Origin of the sequence: Paenibacillus sp. FSL H7-689, from assembly GCF_000517905.1 — a bacterium.
Classification (GTDB): domain Bacteria; phylum Bacillota; class Bacilli; order Paenibacillales; family Paenibacillaceae; genus Paenibacillus; species Paenibacillus amylolyticus.
Genome location: NZ_ASPU01000059.1, coordinates 56,179 through 71,951, shown reverse-complemented (window position 1 = coordinate 71,951; position 15,773 = coordinate 56,179). Strand labels below are relative to the sequence as shown.

The window sequence follows — 15,773 nt, the reverse complement described above, 5'->3', positions numbered from 1 at the left end:
AATAAAGGGCTGCCTCCTGTCATATCTGACATGAGAGCAGCCCTTCATTTGTCGTTCTTTAAAATTCTTCGTACTCGCTTGGGTCCTGATCCCACAAACGTCCATCCGGACGATTAAATGCAGAGATGACCTGCATCTCTTCTGTGCTCAACTCAAAATCGAATATATCGATATTTTCCTGTTGATGCTGCAAGGAGCCGGCTTTCGGAATGGGAATGGAACCCAGTTGAACATGCCAGCGCAGAATGATCTGGGTTGGCGTTTTGCCATGCGTTTCCGCAATCCGAAGAATGTTCTCATCCTTCAGAATATCCTGTACGGCATCATTGCCACGTCCAATCGGACTCCAGGATTCGTTCACGATGCCATGCTTTTTATCCTGTTCCCGCTGATCGGCTTGGTCAAAGAACGGATGCAGCTCAATCTGATTCAGACTCGGCGCTATCCCCGTTTCCTTAATCAGCCGATCATTGTGCTCAGGCAGGAAGTTGCTGACTCCAATGGATCGTATATATCCACGTTTTTTGGCTTCGATCAGTGCTTGCCATGCCTCGACATACATGTCCTTTTTCGGATTGGGCCAGTGAATCAGATACAGGTCGTAATAATCCAGATCCGCTCTGTACAGGGATTCCTGGATCGCCACAAGTGCTTTATCATGAGCGTGATAACGCCCCGGCAGCTTCGAGGAAATGAGCAGTTCTTCTCTGGCGATGGAGCTTTGTTTGATTGCTCTGCCCACCGTTGCCTCATTCTCATAGTTATACGCCGTATCAATTAATCGATAACCCGTATCCATTGCGGACGCGATCGATTCAACGCCTTCTTCACCTTTTAAACTATAGGTACCAAATCCAATTGCAGGCACTTTCAAGCCATCGTTCAATGTATATTCCGGAATTTGATGATTCATCTGAAGACTCTCCTTTGCAAAAGGTATACGAACAATATGGTAAAAATAATGCCCCTCTCCGTTTATCTACCCCTCCATACGCGCTTGAATCAATTGGAAGTCACCACTCCGTTTTAGTCGGGTGACGGCTTCCTCTTCTAGCTCTCATGAAGAACGCTCTCCTTTTCATTCAAACGAAGAGATGGGCGTCGCCGATAACGGCTGATTGCCTATAAAGTTCTTAATAGCCATAGCAGCCTGCTTATACCCGCCAGCATCGCGTAACGTTTTCCCAATAACCTCAGCATGCTCCTTGTAGGAGGCATTACCGAGCACTTCTAATACTGCGTTTCTAAGCACATCGGGTGTAAGGTTATTTTTGTCCACGATGACCCCTGCTCCCAACTCCTGTACCCGGCCTGCTACACGCGGCTGATCCGATGTTAACGGAAGCATGATTAATGGTACATTGTAATACAAAGCTTCGCTGGTACTGTTCATGCCTGCATGGGTCAGAAAAGCATCTACACACTGCAACACTTCCAGTTGAGGGACATAGGGTCTTATGATGAAATTGTCAGGAATGAGATCAGCAATGGGCTCTATATCGGTATCCTTCCCAGAAGATAATATAAACTGCACAGGCAAATTACGAAAGGCCGTAAAGCAAAGCTTATAAAAATCAAGATCTTTATTTAAAATGGTTCCCATCGAAATATAAACGACCTGCTTATAAAGAGCATGCAGAGATTCATTTGCAAAAGCTGGCGCATCCTTGCGTGGGATAATGGATGGGCCGGTGAACACAAAGCTGTCGTCCAGCTTGTCCCCCATGGGTTGAAAATAACGACTTGTATAGATAATCTTCAGTTGTCCTGAATGCCCTGAAAGTTCCGCCAGGGAAGGTACAGCCACATCGAACTGGGAAGCTATTTGCTGGGACATTTCCACGATGCTATTATATAGCTCCTTGACCTCCTCCGTATCATCATTCAGTTGATTGTCTGATCCAAGAGGCTCCACAAAAACAAAGGTGCTGGTTGAGCATACCGTTGGTATACCTAACTTCTCACCTAGAATTTGTCCTCCCCAGCCTATTATGGAGTCAAAAATGATATAATCGTAGGTTTCATGTTCGATCAGATTCAGAACATCTGGTATAAAGCGTTGAATCACTTTATTCAATATCATATATAAAAATTGGTAAGGATGCTTGAGTTCGAATGGCTTCATTCCAGGGTTATTGAGCAGAGTTGCCTCGTTGAAAGAGTATGCTTTAAATTGTGCGCCTATCGCTTCAATCTTCGTCCGGTATTTTTCGGTACAACAGTAGACCACTTCATCACCGTTCTCAACCAGTTCCTTGATTAATCCAAGCGACGGATTGATATGGCCTTCTGCAGGAATCATCACAACTAATGCACGTGCCACGACACTCACCTCCATTAAATTTTCCAATGAACTCAAGTGGGGAAATGATAACCCATTCTTCCAGACCATTGGCTTGAATAAATAAAACTCTACTACCTCATTGAGGCGGTAGAGTTCCTATTCATGAGACGGAAGCATTAAAGTCTACGATACCTAACGTTATTTTACTCTCACGAGCTGGTCACGGCACCCAGACATCCCTTTTATAAAAGGTTACGCTGTAAGCATCGGTATCGCTGTATCTTCCATCTTTGCTTACCACTTTAAAATATACATTATTGTAGTCGACAAGAACCGTATCCGCTCCTGACGTATTCGTAGAAGAAGCAACCAAATTTCCAGCGCTGTCATAGGCGTACAAATCGTAATCATAACCGGAAGGAGAACCCAGCACGACAGATTTGCCATGCCCTCTGAATGTAAAGTAGTCTACATCTGTCGGGGAAGATAGATAAGACCAAGCACTTCCACCCCAGTAAGCCGGACCGTAGGGAGTGGCCACCGTTTGCGTTGGGATTTTATACGCGCTGCTCAAAGTGTCATTCGACTCGTAATTATCCGCCAAGGCCGTACCCACAATCGATCCTGATAAAAGCGTCATCATAATAGCAGAATACAATGTTTTCTTCATTTCATTCTCCCTCCATTTCTTTTGAAAAGTTAGCACGCCAAAGAGACTCCATGCTTTTCCCTCGTTCATAGACACGCCTGATCAGAAAAAGCTCCAAATCACCCCTTTCAAAATATGGAATTAATTAGATTATAATGTAAAGAAATACATATTGTCTACTTGTTTTTACAGTAATTCTGTTTTGCTAACTGTATTTGATCCCGATTCCAGAACTGTGCCGTCAGTCTCATAAATAAAGCACTTGGATCTGTTCCTGTAATTTTAAAATTAGCCAACTTACCAACACTCGACGTGTTCTCACCCATGGCCAATTTGGAGGGGCATCCAAACGTAAAAACGACCACCAATATGGTGGCCGTCACATCTATTTTGATAAATCTTCTTAATACTCTCGTGCATATTGCTTATCCTCTTTCAGTTGCACAATGTCATGTCCGGTTGGATTCTGGAAGGCCCGTAGTCCAAATGTTGACGCCACCGCGAAGATATGGTCAAAGATATCCGCCTGAACGTTCTCATATACACCCCAGTTAATATCATTGCTGAATGCATAGATTTCCAGAGGCAGCCCGCGATCTTCCGGTGCTAATTGTCGCACAATCATCGTCATATCTTTATTGATTTTTGGATGATTCCTCAAATATTGATGGATATATTCCCGGAATACACCGACATTTGTCAGTTGTCTGCCGTTCACGTTGCTTTCGGTATTCACCTCGTGCTCCATATTGTATGCTTGAATTTCCTTTAATTTTTCCGTGACATAATCAGTCAGGTAGTGGATTTTCTCAAATTCAGCCACCATCTCTTCCGTACAAAAACGGATACTGCTGATATCAATATAGATACTCCGCTTAATCCTTCTGCCGCCGGACACCTGCATGCCTCTCCAGTTACGGAACGAATCCGAAATGAGGGCGTAGCTTGGAATCATCGTAATCGTTTTATCAAAATTCATAACCTTTACCGTATTCAAAGTAATGTCGATGACGTCACCGTCCGCATTATACTTTGGCATCTCGATCCAGTCACCAACACGCACCATATCGTTTGACGATAGCTGTACACCGGCCACGAGGCCCAGGATTGAGTCTTTGAATACGAGCATTAATACCGCCGATAACGCCCCAAGTCCACTAAGGATAATGAGCGGGTTCTGTCCAATCAGGCTGGAGATGACGATGATGCCCCCGATAATGAACAGGACAATCTTGGCTACCTGAATGTAACTCTTGATTGGGCGAATCTTCGACACCTCATAGGTACGATAGATATCATCGAAGACATTCAGCAGAGCATTCAGAACCGTAATCATGATAACAATCATATAGGTCATTGCTGATTTTTCAATTATGGCCTGATAGGGCGAGAAAATATAAGCAGAATAATAGATTATAATGGCTGGCACAAGATGCGACAGCTTCTGAAATAAATTTTTCTGAACCACAATATGGCCCCACTTGAAACGGTTGTTACTTACGATACGATGGACCGTCTTCAGTACCACTCGCTTGGCAATCACATTCGCCAATATCGAGATCACTGCTATAAAAATAATCATAATGATGTTTGAAAGATAACCAATGGAGGGTCCACTCATGCCGAGTTCTTCTAGTTGATTTCTGATAAAGTCCATTGTTTCCTCCTGACATAATCTAGTTTAGCCTATTATTATAAAGTAGATCAGGATGGTAAGCAAAAATACGCGTAAAACTTTTTTCAGTTTCTCGACCCCTGCCATGGATATAAAACTTACTCAAGATCGGTCATACCGTTCAATAAATTTATAATTTTCTGTTCCTCGCCACTCTCATTTGTCTTGAACCTTGCCAGAGTGAGTCCGAATTTTCTGAAAATAGCTTCTTTAATTTCATCCCTTTTTATCTGATCGGGTTTATTTTCATGAAATTCAAAGCCGTTCACTTCAATCGCCAATGCAAGTGATCGATCTAGCTTGTGATAAATCACAAAATCAACAGAGGAGCGATGCTTAATAAATTTCCGCTCCTCCTCGTTTAAACGATCAAGATCCATGAAAATGTTCATTAGGTATACCTGACTTGATAATGTAAAATCCTTAAACCGCGGCTCTTCCAGTATTTGAGTAAGAAGTGCTTCCATTAAGTTCTCGCTTTTGTGCCTTGAGTTATTATAATGGCTCGCACGATTTCGAAACTCTCGAAGTTTCTCCGAATATTCCCGATATAACAGATCAAAAATGGATACAATCTCACTCTCCACGACATTGTCATCCAGTGTGCTGTATTCCATATAACGCATAAGGTCTCCCACTTCATTCCCATATTTGTGGAATGCAGAATGATCTGTCACCAGAATAAACTGACGCTGGGCACGTGATACAGCAACGTTAATCAAGTTAGGATTATTAACAAATTTCATTCCCATATTCCCCAACTTGGTCCGATCCAGAACCGTTGACATAATCATAGTATCCTTTTCTCGACCTTGATACCTGTGAATCGTGTCGCTTTCAATATTGACTGTAAAATGCTGAACTGCTTTCTCCAGCTGTTTGCGATACGGTGTTGTGAAGCCGATATTTGAAGGAATGTCAACAACATCCAGCCCTGCCTGAAGGATTTCCTGCTCAATAACTTCAAGTTCCCTTGAATTAAACCTCCCCTTCTTCCCATGTGTCAATTTTCTCATATGGTTTCCCATTGCTGTTCTATAGATCATAAGTGGAGAATCAGACATTTGTGGATCAGTGAACGTAATTAAATCACCATTGTAATATTTCCTGTTACAGAATTCTATAATTGCAGGATGACAGCGATAATGTTCTCGTAGTATTACGCTTGGGAGGGTATCACCATACAAAGCCAATAGGGAAGATAATACATTATGTTCAAAATAATCATATGCACTGCTCATATCAGGATATAAGCTATTTTTGAGTTTCTCTTTAATTTTGAGATCAACAATATGAGGTAACTGCTTCGTATCCCCCACAATGATGGCATGTTTACAACAGGACAACGCAAGCGCTCCTGTTAACAAGTCAACTTGTGATGACTCATCTATAATACAATAATCAAACATATAGTTAGGGGGCACACAGTTTCTCAATGAATGTGTCGTACTAAGCACAACAGGGTAGTTCTCAATAAAATCTTTAAACAAATTTAAATGAATATACGATTTCTCATTTGATTGGATTACGGAGCGATTATGGTATTTCTTATGTAACTCAAGTCTAAAAAGATTTTCGGAACAGTGCTGATGATCATCCAACAGGTCCTGATAATTGTATGATTTCAGTTCCTCCTCAATCTTCAGAATTTGATTTGAAAGCTCTTCTATTTTCAAAACATAGAACTGCCTTTGGTAATTCAGAATGACATCATGCCCTTGCTTTCTCAACCTCTTAAAATCTGTAAAACCATGTTTAAAAAATAATTTGAACGGATAGAACAACTTGTATTTTTTCTTTATTTCTACAGCAAGAAAACTGTCCTTCATAAATTCCAAAATTTTATTTGGAGTTTGTTTGTAGAATGATAATTTTTCAATATGAGAGACATCTTGTCGTGCAAAGTAATGCTCAAAATGCTCCTGCTCAAGCAAATATGCTGAGAGCTTCTGCTTACACTGTGCTTTTTCTCGATCCATTTCCATCAAACGGTGTATCTGCTTGTCAAGATTCTTAATTCGATCTCTACACTCTGACTCCGAGATATCAACATCCCAATCTGACATGTTCACCTTCGGTAAATTTGCAAAAAACTTCTTTTTATTCTCTTGCTTCCCCAAACTGGCCACAAAGAAATGATATCCTTTTCGTTCCAGCTTCTCTTGTACGTTTAGGACAGCTGCATTGTTACTGGAAACAACAGCAACCTTCTTGCCTTGCATTATTGCCAGATTTGCTATGATATTCAAGATGGTTTGGGTTTTACCTGTACCAGGCGGACCTTCAATGATGCTGATGTTGCTAGTCAATGCATGCTCAAGAGCTTTCTTTTGACTCAAGTTAAAACTGAAGGGAAAAACAGGGTCTAATGTTAGCATCTTTTCCTGCTTTATCGGTTTTTTCTGGATAATCTGTCCTAGGACACTATTCGGATCGACATAGTTCAGTTTGGCAAATTCTTTGGAAAGAAACGATTCTTTATCCTTATGTGTTCCCAGTTCCTCTACTTCATCTTTATTTTTTACATATGTTGATATTTCACGCCAGTATTCTAAAATAAATTTGGCCTCCGGCTGACTCAATACATTTTGCTCAAATCGAATGCGATCCTTATCATAGACACGCGTACTTGCATTCCCAAAACATATTCGAATTTTAACACCGAAGTCCCAAACACGCTTAACATTGTTAAACGGTACGTCATCGTGATAAATAGCTATGTTATCTCCTGGTTCTTGAATGTATGGCTCCTGAAAAATAAGCACATCTTGAGTGCGGTAGTTATACTCTATATCTAAATTTCTGTATATAATCTGTACCCCAGAAGGACCCACCTTATAGTAGGAAACCTCCTCTGTCTTTTCTTTACCTTTAATGATAATCATTATTTTATCCAGATCCATAATAGCCTCACTATTTTCATATTGTTATGGTAACTATAGTTAAGCTTCTATAAACTAGCAACATATTCCTTTTTTGTACTTCTCCCAAACAAAAAAGGACCCTATCATTCAAAGAATGATGGGCCCACTTGATTATGTCGTCTTTATATCATGCTCACTAGAAATGTCTAACAACTCACTCACCGTCACCAGACGGTACCCTTCCGCGACCAGTTCATCCACCAGCACACGAACCGCCTCCACCGTCTGGGAACGATCCCCGTACCCGTCATGGAATATGAGCACGCTGCCGGGTTTCACTACAGACCGGGTATGCTCCAGAATGTGCTCAACGCCGGGATTGTCCCAATCCCTTGCATCACCGTTTACCGCACCAATCGTCCGATATCCACGCTCCGCCGCCAGAGACAGTATATCATCGTTTATGCCAAAATACGGCGGGCGGAAGCAGCGGGCAGGTTGCCCCGTAACTTCTTGAACAAGATTTTCTGCGCGTTGCAGCTCCTCCCCGGCTTCCTCCAGCGTCAACTTGGTCAGATCCGGATGCGTGTACGTATGGTTGGCGATCTCATGCCCTTCACGGTGCACCTCCGCGGCAATCTCCGGGTGAGTCTCCATCTCTTGGCCAATCATGAAAAACGTCGCACGCCCACCGGCACGCCGGAAAATCTCAAGCACTTGAGGTGTATACACCGGATGCGGCCCATCATCAAACGTGAACGCCACAACTTTTTTTCGAACTGACTCCTGCTCTACCATCGCGATATTGACCATAAATAATGACCCCTCTCTGCAACTGCCTGCTACATACCCCCTTATTATTCCATGACCACAGGCTCCGGTCTAGTCCAGAGATCACACCTTGCGAAATCCCAAATCAAGCCGATATCCACCAGAAAGAGAGTACAGCGCACGAGCAGCAAGCCCTTCTACCGCCACGCCCTCCAGTCCAGCCTCCAGCTAACCTTTGATTGCACCTGCGATCATACTCTTCTGCACCTGTTTGTTCAGCAGCAGATAGATGACCACCGTTGGCACTGTCGTAATCATCAGTCCAGCACCAATGATACCCCATTGCGTAATGTACGTTCCCACCATCGACATCATACCCACCGTCAACGTCTGGTAAGCCGTGTTATTGATAAACGTAACTGCAAACATCAGCTCATTCCAGCATGACAGAAATGTGAAGATGGCTACCGTTGATATAGCCGGGGTTACCAGAGGCAGGATAATGGAGAAAAACGTCCGGTATATGCCGCAGCCGTCGATAACCGCCGACTCCTCCATCTCTCTTGGGATACCTTTGAAAAAACTGCCCAGAATGAATACAGCCATCGGAATGCCAAATGCCACATAGGGAATGATCAGAGACCAGTAACTGTTGAGCAGGCTCAGATTCTTCAAAATAATAAACAATGGCAGCAGCGCCGCATGAATCGGCACCATCATGCCCAGCAAAATAATCGTCATCGTCAACCCGCTGAGCTTCCAGTTCATTCTTGTGATTGCGTATCCCGTCATGGAGGACAGGATCAGTACCAAGACAATGGAGGCCGCAGTAACCAGCACACTATTCATAAAATAGGTCAGCACATGGCCATCGGACATTGCTTTGGTGTAGTTGCTCCACAGAAACGCTTTGGGCAACCCGGCCACATCACCGCTGAAAATCTCACTGTTATCCTTCAGGGAAAACAGCGCCAGCCAGATGAGCGGGTAGATCTGCACAATCGCAACGAGGATCAGAAACGCTTGCAGGAACACTTTCCCGATCGGTCCGGAGATGGACCTCGGCTTGGGCTTTTTTTGCAACATGACTTCTACGCTACTCATGCCTTATGCCTCCCTCTACTCCGTTTTGAACAATGAATTAATGAGGATCGTACACACCAGACACTCCACAATGATAAAGACCGAGATCGCACTGCCATATCCGTACCGGAACGTATCAAAAATGGTAGCGTACATCAGCGTGCTTGGCACTTCAGTGGTGTAAAATGGCCCGCCACCTGTCAGCACATAGATCAGGTCAAACACCTTGAATGCACCGATGACCGAAAAAACAAGGCTTACCTTCAGAATTGGCTTCATCAGCGGGATCATAATGGACCACGCCGTCCGAATACGGGAAGCACCATCCATTCGAGCCGCTTCGAGCACATCCTGAGACACGGACTTCGCACCTGCATACATCAGCAGCATGTGATACCCCACGTACTGCCACAAGGTTGGAATAAAAGATGCCGCCAGCGCGGTGTCCTTCTGCCCCAGCCAGTCCTGCGCCAGGTTGGATAAACCGATACTTTGCAGCAGCACGTTCAGCAGGCCGTAATCGGCATTGTAGATTTTTGACCACAACTGGGCAATAACCACCGTTGAGATCAACACCGGGATGAAATACACGGTCCGGTAGAAGCCTTCCCCCTTGACGTTGGACGCAAGAATCAGTGCGAGCACCAGCGAGATCGGCAGTTGAATGAACACCGAAGCACCCGCGAATAACAGGGAGTTCTTGATCGAATTCAGCACACGGGTATCCTTAAACATCTCTACATAGTTGTCCAGGCCGATAAATGTACCCCTGCCTACGCCGTTCCAGTCCAGCAGACTGTAATAACTGGAGACAAAGATCGGAATGAGCACAATGCCGCAGAAGAGAATCAGTGTGGGCAGTACAAAGACGGCTATCGTACCTTTATTGGAAAATACAGAGTTCATTGTTGTTCTCCTCTCAAAGGCGTGACCGGGATATTCCGGACCACGCCTTGTTTGGGTTCATCTTCATTGTTAGCAGGCTTCAGCTTGGCAAGCTCACAAGCGTACACATGTAAGGATTACAGTTGCGCACATATTAACCTGCGCGACCTACAGGCTCAGCTCTGTTGGTTTGAGCTGTGCCATCTGTTTGCAGAACTCCTCCGGTGTTACATCGCCGGCAAGCAGCTGGGCAATCAAGTTTTTGTGCGCTTCGGCAGACTCCGCTGGCAGAATGTTATCCCACCACGCGATGAATGAGGTCGCCGTTTTCATAATATCTGCCGCAGACAGATCAAGGGAGGACAGGCTGGATGTGTCGAGTGCATCTGTTTTCCAGCTTGGCAGACCGGCTCCAGCCAGGAAACCTTGTGTACCAAGCTGCTCGCTCAGATACATGAGGAATTCCACGGCTTCCTTCGAATGCTTGGTATTCTGGTTGATGTAGAAACCATCGACGGCTCCGCCGAAGATTTCGGTATTTGTGCCTTTGCCATCCTCAAACACTGGGAACGGAATCACTTTCACTTTGCCTTTGACTGCGGAGGACGGGTCCTCAATTCCTGCATTCACCCAGTTGGCCTGGAACATCATCGCCCCGTTGCCTGCATTAAATGCCCCAAGCATCTCGTCATAGCTCATGCTGAACATGCTGCTGTTGAACGCTCCTGCTTGCGCGAGCTGCTGCATCTTAGTCGCAGCGGCTACAAAGTCGGGCGAATCCCACTTTGACGGATCTTTGAAGGCTTCCATCACGGCAGCATTGCCTGCCTGACGCATCGCAATAATGTCGTACCAGTACATGCCCGGCCAGCGGTCCTTCTCTCCAATCACAGCCGGTGTGATTCCTGCCGCTTTCAGCTTGGAGACTGCATCCAGTAGTTCGTTATAGGTGGTCGGAATCTTGGCACCCGCCTGCTCGAACAGTTCTGTATTCACGTAAAGATTGGCGATATGTGTGTACACGGGCAATGTGTAGATTTTGCCGTCCATATTAATGGCCTCAGCCATTCCCGGGCCCATTCGTTCTTTGATATCGTCCGTCAGGTAACTTGAAATTTCCAGCACATTGCCGGATTTGATGTACGGCTGCATGAAGCTGCCGCCACCCATGCCATAGAACAGGTCTGGCGCCTCACCAGCCGCAATCGATGTTTTGACTTTGGTTTTATACTGTTCTCCTGTCGTGCCCGTACGTTCAACCTGGATGTCCGGATGCTCGCTGTTCCATTTCTCAACAATCTCGGGCAACAGCTTGGCCGAAGGATCGGTATTGCCAACCGATTGATCCCATAGCGTCAGCTTGATCTTGCCATTACTTTCCCCCTGTGTACCACCGGACGAACCGGATGAACATGCCGCCAGACTGCTTACAATTCCCAGAGTCAGAATTAGACTTGCTGATTTTTTTAATAGCGCTTTCATCTCTATGGACCTCCCTATGTGTTTTAGTTCGTTCTAGCCCATATTTTAGGCGAACTGTGCGTTGTTCTCCATTTAGAAAACAGGCATCGATTTGTAATATTCGAACATATGTGGAATTGGAACTGGTAATGTGGGGGTTTACATTCTCGTTGTTCAGGTTTTTACATTCCGATATTCGTTCATGGACCGACCGATATGTTTTTTGAACAAGACGCTGAAATAATGCGGGTCCGGGATGCCTACCTGCTGCCCGATCTCATACCCCTTTAAATCGGTCTGCTTCAGCAACGTTTCGGCCTTTCTCATACGAAGCTGCGTCATATATTCCACAAATGTCTGCCCGGTTTCTTTTTTCATCAGCCGCCCCAGATGGCCCGAACTTACGTAAAAAGCAGCCGCAGTGCTGGAAAGCCCCACTTCCGCATTGCCCATGTTCTCTTCAAGATAAGCCATCACCCGGTCAATCAGATTGCCTTCCTTGGCCTGTCGTTTGGCTTGTATGACATCTGATACCGTGCGGACATGCTGCTCCAGCATGCTTTTTAGTTCAGGCAGATGACCTGCTGTAAAAATGGCCGCAACGGCCTCTTTGTTCAATGCGTACTCTCCCTCAAGCTGTTGCTCTATGGCGGCACGCTGGCACTCCGTAACCACATCCATGGCTGCCATCCGAAACTGTGAAACGTCCGAGAACGGCACAGACAGCATCCGCTCCAGCAACAATACGGCTTCTTCCCCCGCACCAACACTGACGTAAAATTGCAGTTGTTGGAGCAACTGAGCATCCGAGTGGTAGGGCCTCTTTCCGCCTTCGATGACCAGATCCTCGAAGCAAATGACCTGATTTTTCCCCACAAACGCCTGATAATCGAGTGCGCGACAAGCTTCCCGGTATCCCACACAGGCCCTTCCCCATCTTGATTTCCATTGCCCAATCCCTACGGTCACATCAACTTCACACCCTTCGAGCTTAAGTGTATGTTGAAGTTCTTCCTGAAGCTGCTGTACCTGATCGGCAAATTCCGTATCCGCACCAAGCGAGAGTACAACTATCCGGTTATGTGGGTCCATGACGATAATGGTTTGCGAATCCTGCGGATAAAATGCCTGCACCTGCTTCATGCCTACCATGCGCAGCAAAATATGTATTTCCTCAGCGGGTTGTCGATGGGCCTCAGTCTGATGCTGGCTTAATTGGGGCTGACCATGTTGTTGTTGGGGTCCTCGATGTGCTTCATGTGTTTGGAGTGTTTCGGGTGTTTGGTGATATGGTTCGGACAGATGTGGATATACCTCTGGTGCAGATATCTTCGCTTGCGGTACAGCAACCTCCACCTCCATTACTGCGATGCGTAATCCTGGTTCGCCAGACGAGATAGGAATGCCGAAGAAACGCCCCTTCTCTTGTAGTTCATCCTCAGGTATCACATCACTTAACCATTGATTTACAAACCTCTCCCTGAGATAAGGCAAACTCTGCTTCATCTCCTCCCGCAGCTTCATCAGCTCGTACTCACGCCCCATCTCCTGCTCGATTGCCACTCGCAGCTTCGTCGTAACCTGTAATAACTCAGAAGCACGGATGGGTTTCAAAATAAAATCGGATATGCCCAGCTTCACACTCTGACGAGCATATTCAAATTCATCATGTCCCGTCACAACCACGATTTTTATGTTCGGGTAACGCTCCATGAGGATGCCACTTAGTTCAATGCCGTCCATCTTTGGCATGTATATATCCGTGAACACGATGTCCGGACGCAACAGTTCAACCTGATCCAAAGCCTCTGCAGCGTCGGAGGCCTCGCCAATGATAGTCATGCCTTGCTGCTCCCAATCGATACGCATGCGCAGCAGATTTCGGATGAGGTACTCGTCATCCACAATCAATACCTTTAATGGTTCCACAGTTAGTTCCATGATTCATCGGCTCCCTTCGGGATCGTTATGATAATGGTTGTTCCTTTTCCAACCTCGCTCTGCAGCTTGAGTCCATCTTCTCTGTCATAAAAAATGCGAAGCCGCTCCATCGTCCCCCATAAGCCAAAGCTTGGATTGTGTTTAGCGTTATAGGTAGGGCTAGAAATATTAGATGAGTTTGAGCGATTAGATGAGTTAGAACGGTTAAACCTGTTCATTTCTGTGCGTTGAATCTGCTGTACGTCTTCCCCGGACATACCGACTCCGTCGTCAGTGATCGTTAGAAGTACCCCCTCCTTGGATCGACGAGCTTGAATGCGTATCGTGCCTGGGCTGCCTTTGGGACGGATACCATGATAAAGAGAATTTTCCACCAGCGGCTGGAGCACAAGCTTGGGAATCATCACCCGTTCACAGCCCGAATCGATATCGTACTGCACCTCAAATACACCGGGATATCGCACCTGCTGGATCGTCAGATAATTGCGTACAATCTCAACCTCCTCGTGCACCGTGATCAGTTCATGGCCTTTGCTGACACTCAGCCGATAATAACTTCCGAGCGCTTCTAACAGCTCACATACCTTATCATTCATACCCGACATCGCCAGGGAAGTGATAGAATCAAGTGTGTTATATAGAAAATGTGGCTTGATCTGCGCCTGAAGTGTATTCAGCTCTGCTCGGCGGATCGTCTGCTGCTCCTGAATGATGCGTTTCAGCATCTGGTCAATCTGCTCAATCATTTGGTTGTATCCTCCATATAGCTGTGCGAATTCGTAACTGTTCAGCTCAACCGTCACTTTGCGGAAGTTGCCACTTGGCGCTTTCTGCATGGAGCGAAGCAGCTTGTGAATCGGCTTAATGACGCTGCGCGAGATGATGAATGAACTGACAAAAAAGACAGTCCCGTTTACCGCCAGTAGGATCAGCGCAAGCAGCACCATGGATTTATTGCGGGTATCGGTAGCCTGGTATGGGCTCATGCTGATGAATTTCCACTGATCATCACCAGACGAACGATAGGTAACCGCATATTCCTGACCACCCGATTGCAAGGTGATGAAGCCGGAGGATTGCTCTTGAAATGTTTGTTTTAACTTGGCCTGATTGGCCTCTAACATCTCGTACATCCCTTCCTGTCCAGAAGCCGCAGATATGGATTCGCCGGATACAGCAGGCACGGACTTCTTTCCATCGGTAGCGTTGGTTGCAATCACCCGCTGATGCTCATCCAGGATGGCCACCTGAAATGAATCCGGTGCAGACAGGTTGGCATAGGCCTGAGCGATTGATTTGCCTTTGATGTTCATGACCAGAAATCCAAGCGGAGACGTATCATCCAAATCCCGAATGAGGCGAATAAACGACACCACCTCTTGCCCATCATTCTCCCCCATTGCCGAAACTCCGCTGTCGTTGTTGCCACTATTCAACCTGAGCAGATATCGTCCGTTGTGCTTCAGTGCCTGTTCGTACCACGGCGCTTCCTTCACATTCGCTTCCATAAACGTGGGCCATTCCTGTGTACCAACCGAGAATCGGTGCCCCGAATTATCGTAAATATATACTGAATCGATAATTGGAACCGCTTGCATAAGATTGGTTAAATACGCGCTGACCTTGGACTGTGTCTGTAAATTGGAGTACACATTGCCCTGCCGCAGCAGGTTCTGCAAGTTGGGATCGGAGAAAATCATTTTCGAATAATTGTTCACGTTCTCGATCATCAGATTAACGTTGGTCTCAATGGATGTAATCGTCTGTAGTGATGCTTCATTGATCTTTCGCTGCGCATCATTTTCCGAGATTCGATTCAAAACCAACGCACTAAACGCCACCGTTAGCAGAATAATGACAAAGTAGGCAAACGGAATTTTAAAAGCCAGCGTCTTGGGCTTGCGTTGGATAAACTCTTTGAAACGGGGCGTCCAATTGTTCTTCATTGCACTGGTGTTCGCTTTTGCATTTGCGTTTGCTTCTGCATCGCTCTCAATATCTGATTGGGCTGTTGCTTTCACTTCTATTTTTCATCCCCTTCTGTTACTTCTCTTGCTCCTTCATCTGTTGTTGCATCTTTGGCTCTTTGATTCACTGTGACCCTCCTTTGGTTCCGATGTGTGATGGGTTTATCGGTTGTGATCGGATGACCTGTTGTGA

At 45.7% G+C, this 15,773-nt stretch carries 11 protein-coding genes; all 11 read right to left on the bottom strand.

Features of this window, described 5'->3' with window-relative positions; all coding sequences use genetic code 11:
• Positions 1-58: 58 nt before the first annotated feature.
• A complete protein-coding gene (locus tag C170_RS27000; RefSeq protein WP_036616272.1) occupies positions 59-913 on the bottom strand; it encodes an aldo/keto reductase in 855 nt (284 codons plus the stop codon).
• Positions 914-1,078: 165 nt separating this feature from the next.
• Complete coding sequence (locus C170_RS26995) at positions 1,079-2,323, bottom strand: macrolide family glycosyltransferase (RefSeq protein WP_036616269.1); 1,245 nt, start codon at positions 2,321-2,323, stop codon at positions 1,079-1,081.
• Between the two features lie 181 nt (positions 2,324-2,504).
• Positions 2,505-2,954, bottom strand: a complete 450-nt coding sequence (locus tag C170_RS26990; RefSeq protein WP_036616266.1) for a hypothetical protein — start codon at positions 2,952-2,954, stop codon at positions 2,505-2,507.
• A gap of 382 nt (positions 2,955-3,336) precedes the next feature.
• The gene (locus tag C170_RS26985) at positions 3,337-4,590 is read right to left on the bottom strand and encodes a mechanosensitive ion channel family protein (RefSeq protein ID WP_036616263.1); all 1,254 of its coding nucleotides are present in this window, start codon (positions 4,588-4,590) and stop codon (positions 3,337-3,339) included.
• Positions 4,591-4,706: 116 nt separating this feature from the next.
• Positions 4,707-7,511: an AAA domain-containing protein gene (locus C170_RS26980; protein WP_036616261.1), complete on the bottom strand. Its 2,805-nt coding sequence runs from the start codon at positions 7,509-7,511 to the stop codon at positions 4,707-4,709.
• 132 nt (positions 7,512-7,643) lie between these two features.
• The gene (locus C170_RS26975; RefSeq protein WP_036616259.1) at positions 7,644-8,285 is read right to left on the bottom strand and encodes a polysaccharide deacetylase family protein; all 642 of its coding nucleotides are present in this window, start codon (positions 8,283-8,285) and stop codon (positions 7,644-7,646) included.
• A gap of 186 nt (positions 8,286-8,471) precedes the next feature.
• Positions 8,472-9,347, bottom strand: coding sequence for a carbohydrate ABC transporter permease (locus C170_RS26970; protein WP_081746063.1), 876 nt, complete (start codon positions 9,345-9,347; stop codon positions 8,472-8,474).
• 15 nt (positions 9,348-9,362) lie between these two features.
• Positions 9,363-10,232: a carbohydrate ABC transporter permease gene (locus tag C170_RS26965; protein ID WP_036616257.1), complete on the bottom strand. Its 870-nt coding sequence runs from the start codon at positions 10,230-10,232 to the stop codon at positions 9,363-9,365.
• A gap of 147 nt (positions 10,233-10,379) precedes the next feature.
• Positions 10,380-11,693, bottom strand: a complete 1,314-nt coding sequence (locus tag C170_RS26960) for an extracellular solute-binding protein (protein ID WP_036616255.1) — start codon at positions 11,691-11,693, stop codon at positions 10,380-10,382.
• Positions 11,694-11,846: 153 nt separating this feature from the next.
• A complete protein-coding gene (locus tag C170_RS26955) occupies positions 11,847-13,613 on the bottom strand; it encodes a response regulator transcription factor (RefSeq protein ID WP_036616252.1) in 1,767 nt (588 codons plus the stop codon).
• Positions 13,604-15,634 (bottom strand): cache domain-containing sensor histidine kinase, encoded by a 2,031-nt coding sequence (locus C170_RS26950; RefSeq protein ID WP_036616249.1) that lies wholly within the window; start codon positions 15,632-15,634, stop codon positions 13,604-13,606. Before C170_RS26950 ends, C170_RS26955 begins: the two co-directional genes overlap by 10 nt.
• Positions 15,635-15,773 lie beyond the last annotated feature (139 nt).

Excerpts from the sequence above, each read along its gene's own strand:
- C170_RS27000 (WP_036616272.1), bottom strand. The coding sequence starts at position 913 with ATGAATCATCAAATTCCGGAATATACATTGAACGATGGCTTGAAAGTG.
- C170_RS26990 (WP_036616266.1), bottom strand. The coding sequence starts at position 2,954 with ATGAAGAAAACATTGTATTCTGCTATTATGATGACGCTTTTATCAGGA.
- C170_RS26985 (WP_036616263.1), bottom strand. The coding sequence starts at position 4,590 with ATGGACTTTATCAGAAATCAACTAGAAGAACTCGGCATGAGTGGACCC.
- C170_RS26980 (WP_036616261.1), bottom strand. The coding sequence starts at position 7,511 with ATGGATCTGGATAAAATAATGATTATCATTAAAGGTAAAGAAAAGACA.
- C170_RS26975 (WP_036616259.1), bottom strand. The coding sequence starts at position 8,285 with ATGGTCAATATCGCGATGGTAGAGCAGGAGTCAGTTCGAAAAAAAGTT.
- C170_RS26970 (WP_081746063.1), bottom strand. The coding sequence starts at position 9,347 with ATGAGTAGCGTAGAAGTCATGTTGCAAAAAAAGCCCAAGCCGAGGTCC.
- C170_RS26965 (WP_036616257.1), bottom strand. The coding sequence starts at position 10,232 with ATGAACTCTGTATTTTCCAATAAAGGTACGATAGCCGTCTTTGTACTG.
- C170_RS26960 (WP_036616255.1), bottom strand. The coding sequence starts at position 11,693 with ATGAAAGCGCTATTAAAAAAATCAGCAAGTCTAATTCTGACTCTGGGA.
- C170_RS26955 (WP_036616252.1), bottom strand. The coding sequence starts at position 13,613 with ATGGAACTAACTGTGGAACCATTAAAGGTATTGATTGTGGATGACGAG.